This is a genomic window from Acinetobacter sp. 226, assembly GCF_048147925.1.
Lineage (GTDB): Bacteria > Pseudomonadota > Gammaproteobacteria > Pseudomonadales > Moraxellaceae > Acinetobacter > Acinetobacter pecorum.
Genome location: NZ_JAYWYX010000003.1, coordinates 17,345 through 31,948 on the forward strand (window position 1 = coordinate 17,345; position 14,604 = coordinate 31,948).

The 14,604-nt window shown below is 43.9% G+C and carries 14 protein-coding genes; 5 read left to right on the forward strand and 9 right to left on the reverse strand.

Features of this window, described 5'->3' with window-relative positions:
- Positions 1 to 8 precede the first annotated feature (8 nt).
- A complete protein-coding gene (locus VXP95_RS01555; protein WP_191730384.1) occupies positions 9 to 779 on the reverse strand; it encodes a ThiF family adenylyltransferase in 771 nt (256 codons plus the stop codon).
- A gap of 189 nt (positions 780 to 968) precedes the next feature.
- Between VXP95_RS01555 and VXP95_RS01560 the strand changes: the two genes are divergently transcribed.
- The gene (locus tag VXP95_RS01560; protein WP_416680396.1) at positions 969 to 1,217 is read left to right on the forward strand and encodes a hypothetical protein; all 249 of its coding nucleotides are present in this window, start codon (positions 969 to 971) and stop codon (positions 1,215 to 1,217) included.
- A gap of 36 nt (positions 1,218 to 1,253) precedes the next feature.
- On the opposite strand, the gene orn is transcribed toward VXP95_RS01560, so the two are convergent.
- On the reverse strand, positions 1,254 to 1,811 hold the full coding sequence (gene orn, locus VXP95_RS01565; RefSeq protein WP_005103209.1) for an oligoribonuclease: 558 nt from the start codon (positions 1,809 to 1,811) through the stop codon (positions 1,254 to 1,256).
- Between the two features lie 125 nt (positions 1,812 to 1,936).
- Here orn and rsgA point away from each other — a divergent pair, with 125 nt between their 5' ends.
- The 4 genes from rsgA (at position 1,937) to secB (ending at position 4,269) form a co-directional block, all read left to right on the forward strand.
- Positions 1,937 to 2,995: a ribosome small subunit-dependent GTPase A gene (gene rsgA / locus VXP95_RS01570; protein WP_416680397.1), complete on the forward strand. Its 1,059-nt coding sequence runs from the start codon at positions 1,937 to 1,939 to the stop codon at positions 2,993 to 2,995.
- A gap of 93 nt (positions 2,996 to 3,088) precedes the next feature.
- Complete coding sequence (locus VXP95_RS01575; protein WP_064094799.1) at positions 3,089 to 3,496, forward strand: rhodanese-like domain-containing protein; 408 nt, start codon at positions 3,089 to 3,091, stop codon at positions 3,494 to 3,496.
- Between the two features lie 21 nt (positions 3,497 to 3,517).
- A complete protein-coding gene (grxC, locus tag VXP95_RS01580) occupies positions 3,518 to 3,772 on the forward strand; it encodes a glutaredoxin 3 (protein ID WP_004278388.1) in 255 nt (84 codons plus the stop codon).
- 38 nt (positions 3,773 to 3,810) lie between these two features.
- Positions 3,811 to 4,269, forward strand: coding sequence for a protein-export chaperone SecB (secB, locus tag VXP95_RS01585; RefSeq protein ID WP_064094800.1), 459 nt, complete (start codon positions 3,811 to 3,813; stop codon positions 4,267 to 4,269).
- A 236-nt stretch (positions 4,270 to 4,505) separates the two neighbouring features.
- Here the strand turns inward: secB and VXP95_RS01590 are convergent, their stop codons facing one another.
- The 7 genes from VXP95_RS01590 to VXP95_RS01620 all read right to left on the reverse strand — a co-directional run bounded on the left by VXP95_RS01590 (position 4,506) and on the right by VXP95_RS01620 (position 14,409).
- A complete protein-coding gene (locus VXP95_RS01590) occupies positions 4,506 to 5,312 on the reverse strand; it encodes an enoyl-ACP reductase FabI (RefSeq protein WP_144724052.1) in 807 nt (268 codons plus the stop codon).
- Positions 5,313 to 5,439: 127 nt separating this feature from the next.
- Positions 5,440 to 6,261, reverse strand: a complete 822-nt coding sequence (locus VXP95_RS01595) for a TatD family hydrolase (RefSeq protein WP_191730382.1) — start codon at positions 6,259 to 6,261, stop codon at positions 5,440 to 5,442.
- Positions 6,258 to 7,220, reverse strand: a complete 963-nt coding sequence (locus VXP95_RS01600; RefSeq protein ID WP_416711256.1) for an RsiV family protein — start codon at positions 7,218 to 7,220, stop codon at positions 6,258 to 6,260. The genes VXP95_RS01595 and VXP95_RS01600 overlap by 4 nt, the downstream gene beginning before the upstream one ends.
- A 47-nt stretch (positions 7,221 to 7,267) precedes the next feature.
- Complete coding sequence (locus tag VXP95_RS01605) at positions 7,268 to 8,089, reverse strand: hypothetical protein (RefSeq protein WP_416711258.1); 822 nt, start codon at positions 8,087 to 8,089, stop codon at positions 7,268 to 7,270.
- A gap of 111 nt (positions 8,090 to 8,200) precedes the next feature.
- The gene (locus VXP95_RS01610) at positions 8,201 to 9,793 is read right to left on the reverse strand and encodes a peptide chain release factor 3 (RefSeq protein ID WP_064102261.1); all 1,593 of its coding nucleotides are present in this window, start codon (positions 9,791 to 9,793) and stop codon (positions 8,201 to 8,203) included.
- Positions 9,794 to 9,936: 143 nt separating this feature from the next.
- Positions 9,937 to 11,787, reverse strand: coding sequence for a putative bifunctional diguanylate cyclase/phosphodiesterase (locus VXP95_RS01615; RefSeq protein WP_416680403.1), 1,851 nt, complete (start codon positions 11,785 to 11,787; stop codon positions 9,937 to 9,939).
- 435 nt (positions 11,788 to 12,222) lie between these two features.
- Entirely contained in the window at positions 12,223 to 14,409 is a 2,187-nt protein-coding gene (locus VXP95_RS01620; RefSeq protein ID WP_064094807.1) for a carboxy terminal-processing peptidase, read from the reverse strand.
- Positions 14,410 to 14,604 lie beyond the last annotated feature (195 nt).

Below are 14,604 nucleotides of genomic sequence, written 5' to 3' on the forward strand. Positions count from 1 at the left end.
TTTTCAAATCAGGATTTTGCTCTTTTACTATCGAGCTTTTTCAGCCCTTCTGCCACGGCGACCATGGCAAAACTGGAGGTCACCACCACAGCCGACCCATACCCTCCACATCGCAAACCGGCACTGGCACAGACATCGGCACTTGAGAATGGATTATCAATTGAATAGACACAGGTAATACCGAATTTTTCTTTGGGCTTTTTACAGATGCCTTTAGCACGTAACTGGGCACGCAATTTGGCCAGCATCGGATCCTGCTCGGTTTTAGATAAATCTGCAACACGAATTTTCAGTGGATCCAGTTTACCCCCTGCCCCGCCCGATACGATTAACGGAATCTTGTTAAAGCGACAATGTAACATCAAGGCGAATTTGGCTTTGACATCATCGATGCAATCTAAAATCAGATCCGGTGTCGGAGCTAAAATTTCTTTGATATTCTCAGGTGTCAGATAATCATCAATCAGATTGATTTTAATCCGTGGATTAATTGCACGACACCGCTCGGCCATAACTTCAATTTTTTCATGACCCAAGGTGGTACTCATGGCAGGTAACTGGCGGTTGATATTTGATGCTGCGACGACATCCATATCGACCAAGGTCAGTTCGCCAATTCCGCTACGTGCCAGAGCTTCTACTGCCCATGAACCGACACCGCCGATACCGATCACCATCACATGACTTTTTTCATAATGGCTAAAGCTGTCTTCTCCATAAATTTTGGCAACACCGGCAAAGCGGCGCTCATATTCATCGTCTTGAAGCAGATCAGTCATAAGTCATCAATAGCAGTTAAATCACAGTTTATTTTAGCAAAGTCAGCATTGTTTTACTGCTCCTAAAATTTCGATACAAAATCCATCAGGAAAATCAGAAAGATAAATTCAGGAACACCTTATAATTGAATAAAATTTATACATATAATTTTAAATTAAATAGAATTTTAAATATAGGAGTCAAACCCTGTGCTCATCAATGCTCTTTTGACTCTCAACTTTATACTGATTGCGTTACATTTATATTTTTACAGTAGCCAAAAGCAGAAAAACTATGGGCTGAGTATTTTTATTCGTTTGCTGACTTTAGGCTTGTTTGGTTTTGTGATCTTGGATCGTTATGAAACCCAGACCCATTTGATTTTGGTGCTTGTATCGTGGGCCATATTTGAAATCATAGAGGGTCTTTTTAAAAAGAAAAAAGCCTCAGCACCATAAAAAAAGAGGCTTACGCCTCTTTTTCATCTATCGGAATTAGTCTTTATTCATGATGAAAAAATATTCACGATAGTATTTCAGTTCGGCAATTGAATCGCGAATGTCATCCATCGCCAGATGCGAAGCATTTTTCTTGAGGCCACTCATGATTTCCGGGCGCCAGCGTTTGGCCAGTTCTTTTACTGAAGAGACATCCAGATTACGGTAATGGAAATACTGTTCCAGTTCAGGCATCAGGCGGTGCAGGAAGCGGCGATCCTGACAGATCGAGTTACCACACATCGGTGATGATTTTGGATTCACCCATTTTTTCAGAAATTCAAGCGTTTGCTGCTCGGCATCCTGAGCGGTCAGTTTACTGCGACGCACACGTTCAATCAGGCCAGACTGACCATGTTGACGGGTATTCCATTCATCCATGGCATTTAACAGACGGGCAGGCTGATGCACCGCAAGCACAGGACCTTCAGCCAGAATATTTAAATTGTCATCGGTTACAATCGTCGCAATTTCAATAATTTGGTCGTTGTCTGTGTCTAGACCTGTCATTTCCAGGTCAATCCAAATCAGGCGGGTATCAGCGGTACTGCTCATAAATGTGCAATCTTATTGGGTTTAAAAACAACTATAGTAGCAAATTAATTACATCTTGGGTGTCATTCGGGGGCTGCTTCATGCTATTTTTGCCATCTGATTTACCCGGTTTTTTTAGGATATGAATGGCCTTAATACGTAAGCGTCGTCTGACAGAGCAACAACAGCGCCGCATTCAGAAACAACAGAAAACACGTCAAGAAGATCTCGATACCTCCAGCGATCTCGAAGGTCTAGTGGTGCAACATTATGGTCGTCAACTTGAAGTGCAGGCCTTGTCTACCCCCGACATTCATCCTGAAAAACCGGTGGTACAAGAGGGCGAACCTGAACCTTTCTGGAAAGAAATCGAGCTAGGCAGTGTCTGGCGCTGTCATACTCGGACCAATCTGGATTTACTGGTCACTGGGGATCGGGTCAAATGGCAAGCCGATCCAAATACCGGTTTGGGGATTATCACCGCGATTCATCCCCGCAAATCGTTATTGACACGCCCCGACCGCTATCACAAGGTTAAACCTGTAGCGGCCAACATTTCACTGATTGTGATTGTATTCGCTCCTCTGCCTGAGCCAGCGCCGGGTCTGATCGACCGTTATCTGGTGGCCTGTGCCGATGCCGACATTCCTGCGCTACTGGTAATGAACAAAGCCGATTTATTGAAAGAAAACGATCCAATTCTGAATCTGTTACAAGAATATCAGGACCTTGGTTATGAAGTGATGCAGACCCAGTCCGATGGTGACCTGAGTGCTCTGTCTAATCGTCTGGAAAATGAAACCGTGGCCTTTGTCGGTCAATCGGGCGTCGGTAAAAGTACGCTGATTAATGCGATCGTGCCAGATGCTGCACAAAAGACCAATATCATTTCTGAAAACTCGGCACTGGGTCAACATACCACGACTTCGACGCGCCTGATTCCATTCGGGGAAAATGCTGCGCTGATCGACTCACCGGGAATCCGGGAATTTGGTCTCTGGCATCTGACTTTAGACAAGATCCAGACTGGTTTTCCTGAAATAGAAAATCTGCTCGGTCACTGCCAGTTCCGCAACTGTACCCATAAACATGAAAAGCAGTGTGCCTTACGTCAGGCAGCAGCATCAGGTGAAATTTTGCCGCGCCGACTGGACAGCTATTTGCGTTTAATCGACGAAATTACTGAAGCACAGCAAAAAAATTAATTTTCTTAAGGCCTCGCCCTTGAAGCGGTGATTTTGATCACCATATTTATGAGCTATACTCTTGGCAATTTTAAAATTGTAATTAGGTGAATTGTGGAACGTTGGTTCGAGTTTATGGGGAATCACCCCTTCTTATTTGGAACACTCGCGGTATTAGTGGTTTTGTTCTTCATTGTCGAAGGCCAACGTAACGGTCGCAAAATCTCTCCGCAATCGCTGGGAATTTTAGTCAAAGCAAAAAATGCCATGCTGATTGATTTACGTGATGCCAAAGACTTCCGTGAAGGTCATATCAGTGGCAGCCGTAATATTCCATATAGCCAGATTACAAAACATGTTGAAGAGCTTAAAGCATCTGATCGCCCTTTGGTGTTCATTTGCAACCTTGGCCAAGTGGCTGGTACTGCGTTACAACAGGTCGGTCATGCCGATGCCTACCGTCTTGATGGCGGCATAAGCAACTGGAAAGCTCAAGGTTTACCTTTGGTGAAAAGCAAATAATCCACGAACAGGAGATTGATCATGGCTGAAGTGACTATTTATTCGACGACTGTATGTCCTTATTGCGTGCGTGCGAAACAGCTATTGGAACGCAAAGGTGTAGCATATAAAGAGATTAATTTATCTCAGGAAGCACCGGAAGTCCGTCTTGAATTGATGCAGCGTACCAATCACCGTACCGTGCCACAAATTTTTATTAATGATCAGTTTATCGGTGGTTTCGACCAGCTTTATGCTTTAGAGCGTGAAGGCAAACTTGATGAATTGCTGGCTTAACCTTACTAAAATTATCACTTCATATTAAGGATCAAAAAATGAGTGAAGAACAACAAGCTCAACCACAATTGGCATTAGAGCGTATTTATACCAAAGATATTTCTTTTGAAGTTCCTGGGGCGCAAGTTTTTACCAAACAATGGCAGCCTGAGTTAAACATCAATCTTTCTTCTTCTGCAGAAAAAATTGATGAAACTCATTTTGAAGTAACATTGAAAGTCGTGGTTCAAGCAACCAACGAAGGCGATACCGCGTTTATCGTTGATGTCACTCAAGCCGGTATTTTCCTGATTGATGGCGTTGAAGAAGAGCGTCTGCCATATATCCTGGGTGCTTATTGCCCGAATATCCTGTTCCCGTTCCTACGTGAGGCAGTGAACGATATGGTAACTAAAGGCAGCTTCCCACAATTGCTATTGACTCCAATCAACTTCGATGCTGAATTTGAAGCCAATATGCAACGTGCACAAGCCGCTGCTGTGGATGGTCAGGCTTAATCGCTGTCCTTCAAATCTAAAAAAAGACCGCTTATGCGGTCTTTTTTTGAGCCCCTCTTTTTAAAGAGAGATTTGGGGAGATTAATTTCTTAACTCAATCCCTCCTCACCTCCCTTTAAAAAGGGAGGAATTCTCTCATCTTCTAGAAGATGACAAGCACTGCTAGTAAGGGAGAGGTAAATAAAAATTCCCTCATCCCGACCTTCTCCCAAAGGGAGAAGGTGAAAAGCAGATTTTTATTCCGCATCTGCCATCAATTCAGCGCTCATACCAACAGTGTTAAAGCCGGCATCAACATACAGGATTTCACCCGTAATCCCGTTGGCCCATGGCGAGCACAGGAATAAGGCAGCATTACCGACATCTTCAATCGTCACATTACGTTTTAATGGTGCAACTTTCTCATTCAGATCGAGCATTTTACGGAATGATTTAATACCTGAAGCTGCCAAGGTACGGATTGGACCCGCAGAGATCGCGTTCACACGAATCCCTTCCTGACCCAAGCTAGACGCCAAATAACGTACGCCAGCTTCTAAAGACGCTTTGGCCATACCCATGACGTTATAATTTGGCATCACGCGCTCAGAACCTTGATAGGTCAATGTTAGCAAACAACCTTGACGGACTTGCAGCAAAGGTTTTGCCGCGCGTGCCATTGCGATAAAACTATAGGCACTGATGTCATGCGCAATATTAAAACCTTCACGATCCGTGATTTCGGTAAAGTCGCCATCCAGCGTATGTGCCGGTGCAAAACCGATAGAATGCACTACGCCGTCCAGACCATCCCAGTGTTTAGCCAATTCAGCAAATGCATTGTCAATTTCAGCATCTACTGCCACATCACAAGGAAAAACCAGTTTCGAACCAAACTGTTCAGCAAAGTCATCTACCCGCTTTTTCAGCTTTTCATTTGGATAAGTAAAAGCCAATTCAGCACCTTCACGATGCAATGCTTGAGCAATACCAAAAGCGATCGATAATTTACTCGCAATGCCCGCGATCAAGAAGCGCTTACCCGCCAAAAGTCCTTGTGCCATGTGAATCTCACCTAAAAAAATGTATATGGCATGATGCCAAGTCTGGAGCATTTTAGAAATTGCATAATGCACCTTTTTTTCTATTTATGATGAACTGGGAATTTAAGACCGAGTTAAGAGTATTAATTTAAATGGTCAAATGCAGAGCCTGATGGGTATTTTGCCAGAGCTGTTCAGCTAGCTCCTCTTTGTGCATATGCAGGCTTTTTGCCAGCCCTTGCAACACATAAGGTAAATTGGCAGGCGTATTTCTAGTACGATGCTCGCTTGAACTTTGACAACAAAGCGGCGTCATATCCGGACAGTCGGTTTCCAGCACCAGATGTTCTGGTCCGACATACTGCACCACTTGATGCAGTTTTTTGGCGTTTGGATTGGTGATTTGCCCAGTAATACCCAGTTTGAATCCCAGCTTGATAAAGGCTTTAGCTTCCTCAATTCCACCACCAAAGGCATGTGCAATGCCACCCTGTTTAAATCGGTGTTGTTTTAACATCTGCAAAACCTCCGCATGGGATTTACGGATATGCAGCAAAACTGGCTTATCGAATTGCTGCGCCAGTTCCAGTTGTGCAGCAAAAAAATCTTTTTGTTTCTGGAAAATTTCAGCCTGTTTGTGCTGTTTTAAAAAGGTATCCAGACCGATTTCACCAATGGCAATACATCGTTCATGATGAAGCAGTTGTTCCAGCTCCTGCAAATGAGTAGTCTGATGCTGTTCAATATAAAACGGATGCAAGCCCGGTGCTAAATGGCTTTGCGGTACATTTTCCAGATCATTGATAAAGTTGTGGGTTCTTAGCAGGTCGGCAAAACGTTTTTGCAAAAATCCTATTAAAACCAGATGCTCAATACCGGCAGTTTTGGCCGCATACGCCAACTGTTCCCGATCAGGGTCGAACTCGGGAACATCAAAATGGGTATGCGTATCAAACAGCTTTAAGGTCATTTGGCTTTTGCAGCAGGTGCTGGCTTTATTTCAGAGGCAGCGTTTTCTGTGTGTGGCAAATATTCCGGTTTTAGCACACCTTGTAACTGCTCATACGGAATCATCAAACGTGGCAAACCAGCGACATAAGGCCCAATTTCATATTCGGCATATTGCAAGACCAGACCTTGCTGGGCCAGATAGAAGTTATCACTAAGCTTGAACTTCCAGGCCTGTTCATACTCGGCCACATCTTTGGCAAGCTTGGAGTCTACTACCCAGTCTTTAAAAGCTTCATAGGCACGCGTTTCAAGTTTGGCTTTTTGCTTGGTCGCAATAATGTCGTCCAGCTTGACCAGTTTTTGCTGCTCGAGATCAAAGTTATAATAAGTCTGTGCAGATGCCCCATGTGCTCCTCCCAAATAATAACTGCTGTTCAGAACCACGGTCGCAAGGGGATACCCTGAATTCAGAATCTTGGGTTTAATCATCAGGCTGATGCTATGACTGGCACTCAGTGCTTTGAGTTCTTTATCCAGATTCAAAAAAGTCTGTATATAGGGCTGAATTTGCTGTTCAAGCTGCTGTTTTGGTGTTGCTACTGTTGTCAAAGCTGCTTTGGGCTTAGAGGCAGCCGTTTCTGCTTCACTAGCCGCAGTCACTTTTGCCGGTTCAATCGCATCTACAGACAGGATACTTTTCAACTGTTGTAGAATCTGCTGATCAATCCATTCATTAATAAAACTTTGATTACTGTTCAGGCGTTCAATCGAGATTTCCGGGCAGCTTTTGTCTTCACATTCCGGAATTGTCAGCTTGAGTTTTTCGGTCTCACCCGTGAGTTTAATTACTTCAGGCTCGGTTTGTACCACTTCAGGAGCAGTCGACTCTTTTGGGGCATCGCCCTTTGGCTGGCAGGCACTCAGCAGCACCGCTGATGCCAGTATGGATAGACAAAAAATATTCTTATATATTGGCATTCACTCACCTTTTTGGAACCTGTAATCATCTTGCAAGATCACCAGCTTTAAAACATATGCTGATAGATCTCAGCTTTCAAGACCTGTTGTGTTTGTTGTTTTGTTAAATAAATATCCAGTTGTTTGGCGTCTTTACTGATTTCATGACTGCGAAAATGCAGACCGATGCCTTCCTGATCAAAGAACCAGTCAGCCTGGCCCCAATACAGTTTTTTTGGTGCTTTTTGCTGAACTTGTGAATTGTTTTCTTTTAGCCAAGCTTGATAAGCCTGCTGAATAATCTGATCCATCAGTAACTGCTGTTTAGAATCGATAATATCAAGTGGGGTCAGCATTTTCTGCTGGCGGCGATCGGCCACAAAAAAATAATAGCGCTCATGCACGCTGACATTTTCCTGTTTGGAGTCCACCCCGATCTGCATCAGCACATACTGATTGCGCTGGTAAGGAATACGGGTATATAGCGACAGTTCATAAGCCTTGTTCAAATTGAGCTGAGCTTGCCAGGCATCCGATTTTTTCACATAGGCATTGATGGCCTGCTGTAAACTCATGTCCTGTTTCAAGCCGATTTGATCCTGAATCACTTTTGCCTGCTGCTTTTCAATCCATTGGTTCATCCATGGATCAACCGTAACTAAGGTCTGAATATCCAGATTGATACAGTTTTTATTTTCACAAAATGGCAAGGCAATCTTGGCCGGCTGTTCTTGAATATTCAGATAAGGCAAGACATCAGCATTCTTCACTACAGTGATTTTTTCATTTTTTGGAGTAGTAAGGGATTCTTTTTCACCCTGATCACAGCCACTCAGGACAAGGCTTAAACCAATCACAGAACCGAGGACGACTTCCTTACTGAGCTTCATTCTCTTTACTATATCTATCGAGTTATTAATTGTTTAAATGTAGCATAAAATAAAACAGCTTCCGGAGAAGCTGCTTGATATTTTTAGACTTTGGCTGCGAACCCTGAACTTTTAGTGTTCGCGTGTATTACGGAACACGATATCCGGATAGCGCTCTTGCATCAGCTGTAAATTCACCCGGCTTGGGGCAAGATAAGTTAAATGACCACCACCATCGACAGACAACTGGTCATGGGCTTTTTTCTTGAATTCGTTGAATTTCTTCTCATCATCACAAGATACCCAACGTACTGTGTTGATGTTGACCGGTTCGTAAACACAGTCGACCTTGTATTCTTCTTTCAGACGGTAAGCCACCACTTCAAACTGTAGCACACCCACAGCACCCACGATCAGATCGTTGTTATTCTGCGGCATGAATACCTGAGTCGCGCCTTCTTCTGAAAGCTCTTTTAGACCTTTTTGCAGCTGCTTGGATTTTAATGGATCCTTCAATCGGACACGACGGAACATTTCCGGCGCAAAGTGTGGAATACCGGTAAACTGAAGTTTCTCACCCGAGGTAAATGTATCACCGATCTGGATAGTGCCATGGTTATGCAGACCAATAATATCACCCGGCCAGGCTTCTTCAAGATGCTGACGGTCTCCTGCAAGGAAAGTTAAGGCATCGCTGATGCGCACATCTTTATCCAGACGCACATGCTTCATCTTCAGGCCTTTTTCATACTTGCCTGAACATATCCGCATGAAAGCAATACGGTCACGGTGTTTTGGATCCATATTGGCCTGAATTTTAAAGACAAAACCGGTAAAACCTTCTTCATCCGCTTCTACAACACGATCTTGGGTCGGATGAGCTTTCGGTGGTGGTGCATATTGGCTGAAAGCATCCAGAACATGGTCGACACCAAAGTTACCCAAGGCTGTACCGAACAGAACAGGTGTTTGACGACCCGCCAGAAACTCTTCACGATCCAAAGGCTCATTGGCCATTTGTACCAGTTCCAGCGATTCTTCAAATGCTGCCCAAGCCAGATCACCGACTTTCTCGCGAAGATCCGGATAGTCATAACCATCACGTACCTCAATGTCGGTAATCACTGAACCGAAGCCCGCTTTATAAACATAAAACTTGTCTTCGATCAGGTTATAAACACCAGCGAAGTCACGACCTGTACCCAATGGCCAGGTTAATGGCACACATTTAATTTTCAGAACGTTTTCAATTTCATCAAGAAGTTCGAGCGGCTCACGGATTTCACGGTCCATTTTGTTGACGAAAGAGATGATCGGAGTATCGCGCATCCGACACACTTCCATCAGTTTAATGGTACGGTCTTCGACACCTTTTGCCCCGTCAATCACCATCAGCGCAGAGTCTACTGCGGTTAAGGTACGATAGGTATCTTCCGAGAAGTCCTCATGTCCCGGGGTATCCAGAAGATTGATCATCTTGTCTTTAAAAGGAAATTGCATCACCGAAGTCGTGATGGAGATACCACGCTCTTTTTCCATTTCCATCCAGTCCGATGTTGCGGCCCGGTCAGATTTACGGCTTTTTACCATCCCGGCCACCTGAATGGCCTGGCCCCATAACAGCAATTTTTCTGTCATGGTGGTTTTACCGGCATCGGGGTGGGAAATAATAGCGAACGTACGTCGCTGGGCGACTTGTGCCGCCAGTTCTTGCTTAAAGCTCATGAAATATACCTACTGCTCAATGCACAGCATTCGAGATCAAATTCGATCAATATGAAAAAAATTGGCGATATTGTAGCAGAGTTTCAGGGTGGAGTTCCGTGAGCCATGTAGTCTATCCTGACGCTCAATCAATTAGAGCGCTATTAATGAAATTGTAAGTTTTCTAGTCGTTGTTCATCTACTGGTAAGCCCAGCAAAAAGCCTTGTAACTGTTCACAACCGAGCCGGGTTAAAATTTCCGCTTGCGCTTCTGTTTCAACACCTTCCGCGGTCACCACCAATCCCAGTTTCATAGCCAACTGGATAATACTTTCCAGAATTATTTCTTCTTTGGAGCCGACTTCCAGATTTTTGATAAATTCCCGGTCAATTTTTAATTCATCTACGGCTAAATTCTTTAAATAGAGAAAACTTGAATGTCCCGTACCAAAATCATCAATGGCCAGACGGATGCCCATTTGTCTTAAGCGCTTAAAACTGCGAATACTCACATCAATATGATGCATGGCAGTCGACTCAGTAATCTCGATCATCAAATGCTGAGGACTAATTTTATATTGGGCAAACAACTTTTCCAAGGTACTAAAAAGCTGCTTATGCTCAAATTGTACCGCAGACAAATTAACCGCAACAGGGAAAAATTCGGTATGTGTATCTTGCCATTTTTGAATCTGCTGACAGGCCAGCTCTAATGCCCAGTAGCCCATTTGAATAATTAGTCCGGTTTTTTCAGCTGCATTGATAAACAGATTCGGGCCGAGCAGTCCAAACTGGGGATGATTCCAGCGGATTAATGCCTCTACCCCACACAAGCTACGGTCCCTGGTCCTAAACTTTGGCTGATAGAATAGTACAAACTGCTGTTCTTCCACCGCTTTATACAGATCATTAATCAGGGTACTTTGACTCTTGCTTTCATCCTGATCGGTAGAATAGTTAAACACCGAATAGGTATTGCGCCCCTGATACTTGGAACTGAGCATGGCAGCATCGGCATTGACTAACAAATCCTGTAAATTTTTGCCATGTTCCGGATACATGGCAATACCAATACTGCCCGAGATATGAATACTCTTGCCTTCAATCAGGAAACTTTCCTGGATCAGCTCGAGAATCTTTTCTGACATTTTTGCCGCTTTGGTAACAGAGGTATTTTCCAGTACCAGCAGAAATTCATCGCCGCCGATTCTGAGCAGCTTGGAGTGATGACCCAATAACTGGTGAATCCGTGTGGTCAACTGAATCAGCAACTGGTCACCGACCAGATGGCCAAACACATCATTGACCGCCTTAAAACGGTCCAGATCAATGTATAAAAAGGCTATTTCATGCTGCTGGGGCTGATCAGAAAATAATTTATTTGCATACTCAGCCAGATATAGACGGTTGGGTAATTTGGTCAGATTATCCTGAATGGTCTGGTTTTCAATTTGCTGATTGGCCCAAGCAAGCTGACGATTGCGTGAACCGACACGCAGTTCGGACACAACGATACAAATCAGCGTTAGCAGTAACAGCCCGCTCATTAATATTATGGCCAGAAAAAGCTGATCCTGTGTATGGGTAAATTGCGGGAACTGTAGCACATTGCTAGCAGTAAAATTGAATGCCATCATGCTGATATAATGCATACCAAAGATACCAAGCGCGATTATCCCGGTGACAAGAACTATTCGAAAAAACGACCAAGTCTTCCGTGTACTCAACCAGAAGATAAAGATAGCGGCAAAGCATACCACCAGAACAGAAAGGAGCAGTATCCCCCAATCTATTTCATATGTATGCAGCATAAAACTTGCTGTCAGCCCGATAAAATGGATCAACCAGATCAATAGTCCCAATAGCATAGCTGTTAGCATTAAACTGAAAGTTTTAACATTTGGCTGCGCAGCCCCTGAAGCAAATTTTTTAATCCGGATAATCAGATAACAAGCAATCAATGCTGAAAGAATGGAAGCGGTGACCAGAGTAATATCATGCTGAATTTCAATCATATAAAATGCTCCCCATCGGTGACCATTTTTATAATACTCTGCACTGGTATTTCCATTTTCATCCGGTCAAATTTGAACTTATTAAAATCATCAAGCTGAACATCAATGCAAGTGAATTCATCTGCAACAGCATCAGTCTTAACTCAAACTTAGAATTTATATTTCTTTCTTTTGAAGTTGAGAATTGCCCCTAAAATCTGACTCAACATAAAAATAAAATATGACTTATATATTAGAAGTGTTTCAAATTTAAGCAAATATTTAGCTTCATTTTTTTAGCTCATTTATTCGACCACCGTCACAATTTTTTTCTTTTTATTTAGATAGATGGCACTTCATAGCAAAATTTAATTTGGTCTTTTGTGCAAACTGGCCGAATAAAAAAATAGCCTGTCGAAACAGGCTATTTTAATAAAAGATAAATAAAGTTAAATCTTAGGATTTTTTCTGCAGGTTGGCATAATCGAGTAACACATTTGCCGCTTCAATCACAAAAGCTTCTTCTTCAGGCAAAGCCGGACGTTCTTTGGCCTTCATCTTGGCACGCGTTTCAATCAAGGCATCCATCGAAGCCTGATAACTTTCCCAATTCGGATAAGGCTTAAGACCTGTAGCAATACGGCGGGCATTTTCTGCTTCCAGCGTTTTTTGCTCCATTGCAATCAGCTCGGCTTTACGCTGTTGCAAGTCCAGTACCTGACGCTTTTCTTCTTCAGCTTTCTTCATTACGGCTTTACGCTGTTCCAAATACTTGAACTGAGAATCAAGTGAAACCCGTTGCTGAGAAAGTTTAGCCAGTTCAGGGACATATTTCTGTACTGCGCCTTCACGTTTAAATGGCGCAGTTGGAATGGTATCCCACTGCAAGGCATTTTTGGCCTTACGCTCACCGAACTCTTCGTTATAAATATCAACCAGTTTAATGTCCGGAATGACCCCTTTATTTTGGGTACTGCCACCGGTCACACGGTAGAATTTACGCTGGGTCAGTGTCGCCTGTCCATGTGCCAAGCTATCCAGTTGTACCTGTGCCGTACCTTTACCTGTGGTGGTACTGCCAATCACAATCCCGCGCTCATAATCCTGAATCGCAGCAGAGTAAATTTCACTGGCTGAAGCAGATGCCAGATTGACCATCACTGCCAGTGGACCTGCATAGGTTTGTGCGCCGCCATCATCATCTTCAAAGACGCTAACGTTGCCATTCCCATCACGGATCTGTACCACTGGACCAGACTTGATCACCTGTCCGAGCATACGTGCCACTTCCTCCAGTGAACCGCCCGGGTTATTGCGCAAATCGACAATAATCCCGGCAACATTCTTCGCTGCCAGCTCTTTCAAGGCCTTGTTAGTATCTTCAGAGACCGAGCGATAATCCGTACCCGCACGGCGTGCACGATAGTTCAGATAGAACGACGGAATTTCGATCACACCATATTGATATTTTTTACCGTCACGTTGAATCTCAACTACACGTGTACGTACACCTGCATCTTCTTCCTGGATCACATCACGGGTAATGGTCACATTACGTGCCTGTCCCATAGGGGCGCCTGCACCGAGTAAGCGCAAAGTGACTTTGGTGCCACGCTTGCCGCGAATCAAACCGACAATTTCATTACTTGGCCAGCCAATAACATCGACCATCTGCTCGCCATCTTGAGCTACACCAATGATACGGTCACCTGATTTGACCTGGCCTGACTTACTGGCCGGACCACCTTCGACAATGGTTTCAATCTTGGTGTAATCTTCATTGCCGCGTTCCGGACGAATCGACACACCAATCCCTTCTAACTGCAAAGTCGTCTGACGATTCAGTTCCATCGCATCCACAGGTGGGAAGTAATTACTGTGCGGATCATAAGTCAGCATCATCGCGTTCAGTGTCTTGTCGAGCACATCATCGCTCTTGATGCGACTGAGGCGTTCGAGCTGACGGGTGTAACGCTTAGTCAAGGTTTGCGCAGGCGTCAGATCTTCAGGACCTGTGAGATCTTGTCCATTGGCCAGTTCCGGATTGGCTTTCAGGGCTTTCTGCTTGGCCTGTTCTTCCTCTTTGCTGATAGTCAGATTGATCAGCTGAGACACCAACATTTTTGACCAGTGCGCGCGCTGTTCAGCTTCTGTTTTAAAGAACGGTGCTTTTTCACGATCTGTTTCGATATAAACATTCGGCTGGTTCAGATTCTGCGGTTTTTTCAGCTCATTCAACATATACGTATAGAACTGGGTCAGACGCTGACGATATTGTTCATGTATTTCATAAGGACCCGACAAATTGCCGGCTTTCAGATTGGCACCAAAACTGGCACCATAACGTTTCTTGTAGTTTTCAACTTCTGGAGCCAGAAATAGACTATGTTCCGGATCAAGACTATCGATATAGAAATCAAAAATGCGCTGTGATGTCTGAGCATCCAGACGCATATTCAAATAGTGCTGACGGTCCACCAGGGTTGCCAGCTGGCGTGATACCAGTGCCTGTTCTTGAGATGGCTGAATCGCCTTGCTGAGCACTTCTGTACTATTGGCCGCAATCGCATCATTCACTACATGGGTAAAAAAGAATCCACCTGTCGCAATCGCAACGGCGCAAGCTATCGTTTGAAATTTCATAAATAATTCGTACTTCCTTGGCCTAGAGACCAATGTGACCGTGTTGCTTTTCGACCAGAATTTAAAGTATTCAGCATCTTAAACAACTTAATATGTTTATGTCGTGTAGTTTTATCATATTCTGTGCTGACAAAGTGTAGCAAATCATTGCAGAAATCAGGTATTGTTTCCCCGAAAAATTCTAAAATGGAATCC

Excerpts from the sequence above, each read along its gene's own strand:
- rsgA (WP_416680397.1), top strand. The coding sequence starts at position 1,937 with ATGGCCTTAATACGTAAGCGTCGTCTGACAGAGCAACAACAGCGCCGC.
- orn (WP_005103209.1), bottom strand. The coding sequence starts at position 1,811 with ATGAGCAGTACCGCTGATACCCGCCTGATTTGGATTGACCTGGAAATG.
- VXP95_RS01590 (WP_144724052.1), bottom strand. The coding sequence starts at position 5,312 with ATGGCACAAGGACTTTTGGCGGGTAAGCGCTTCTTGATCGCGGGCATT.
- VXP95_RS01605 (WP_416711258.1), bottom strand. The coding sequence starts at position 8,089 with ATGAAGCTCAGTAAGGAAGTCGTCCTCGGTTCTGTGATTGGTTTAAGC.
- secB (WP_064094800.1), top strand. The coding sequence starts at position 3,811 with ATGAGTGAAGAACAACAAGCTCAACCACAATTGGCATTAGAGCGTATT.
- VXP95_RS01600 (WP_416711256.1), bottom strand. The coding sequence starts at position 7,220 with ATGCCAATATATAAGAATATTTTTTGTCTATCCATACTGGCATCAGCG.
- VXP95_RS01610 (WP_064102261.1), bottom strand. The coding sequence starts at position 9,793 with ATGAGCTTTAAGCAAGAACTGGCGGCACAAGTCGCCCAGCGACGTACG.
- grxC (WP_004278388.1), top strand. The coding sequence starts at position 3,518 with ATGGCTGAAGTGACTATTTATTCGACGACTGTATGTCCTTATTGCGTG.
- VXP95_RS01620 (WP_064094807.1), bottom strand. The coding sequence starts at position 14,409 with ATGAAATTTCAAACGATAGCTTGCGCCGTTGCGATTGCGACAGGTGGA.
- VXP95_RS01615 (WP_416680403.1), bottom strand. The coding sequence starts at position 11,787 with ATGATTGAAATTCAGCATGATATTACTCTGGTCACCGCTTCCATTCTT.
- VXP95_RS01595 (WP_191730382.1), bottom strand. The coding sequence starts at position 6,261 with ATGACCTTAAAGCTGTTTGATACGCATACCCATTTTGATGTTCCCGAG.
- VXP95_RS01555 (WP_191730384.1), bottom strand. The coding sequence starts at position 779 with ATGACTGATCTGCTTCAAGACGATGAATATGAGCGCCGCTTTGCCGGT.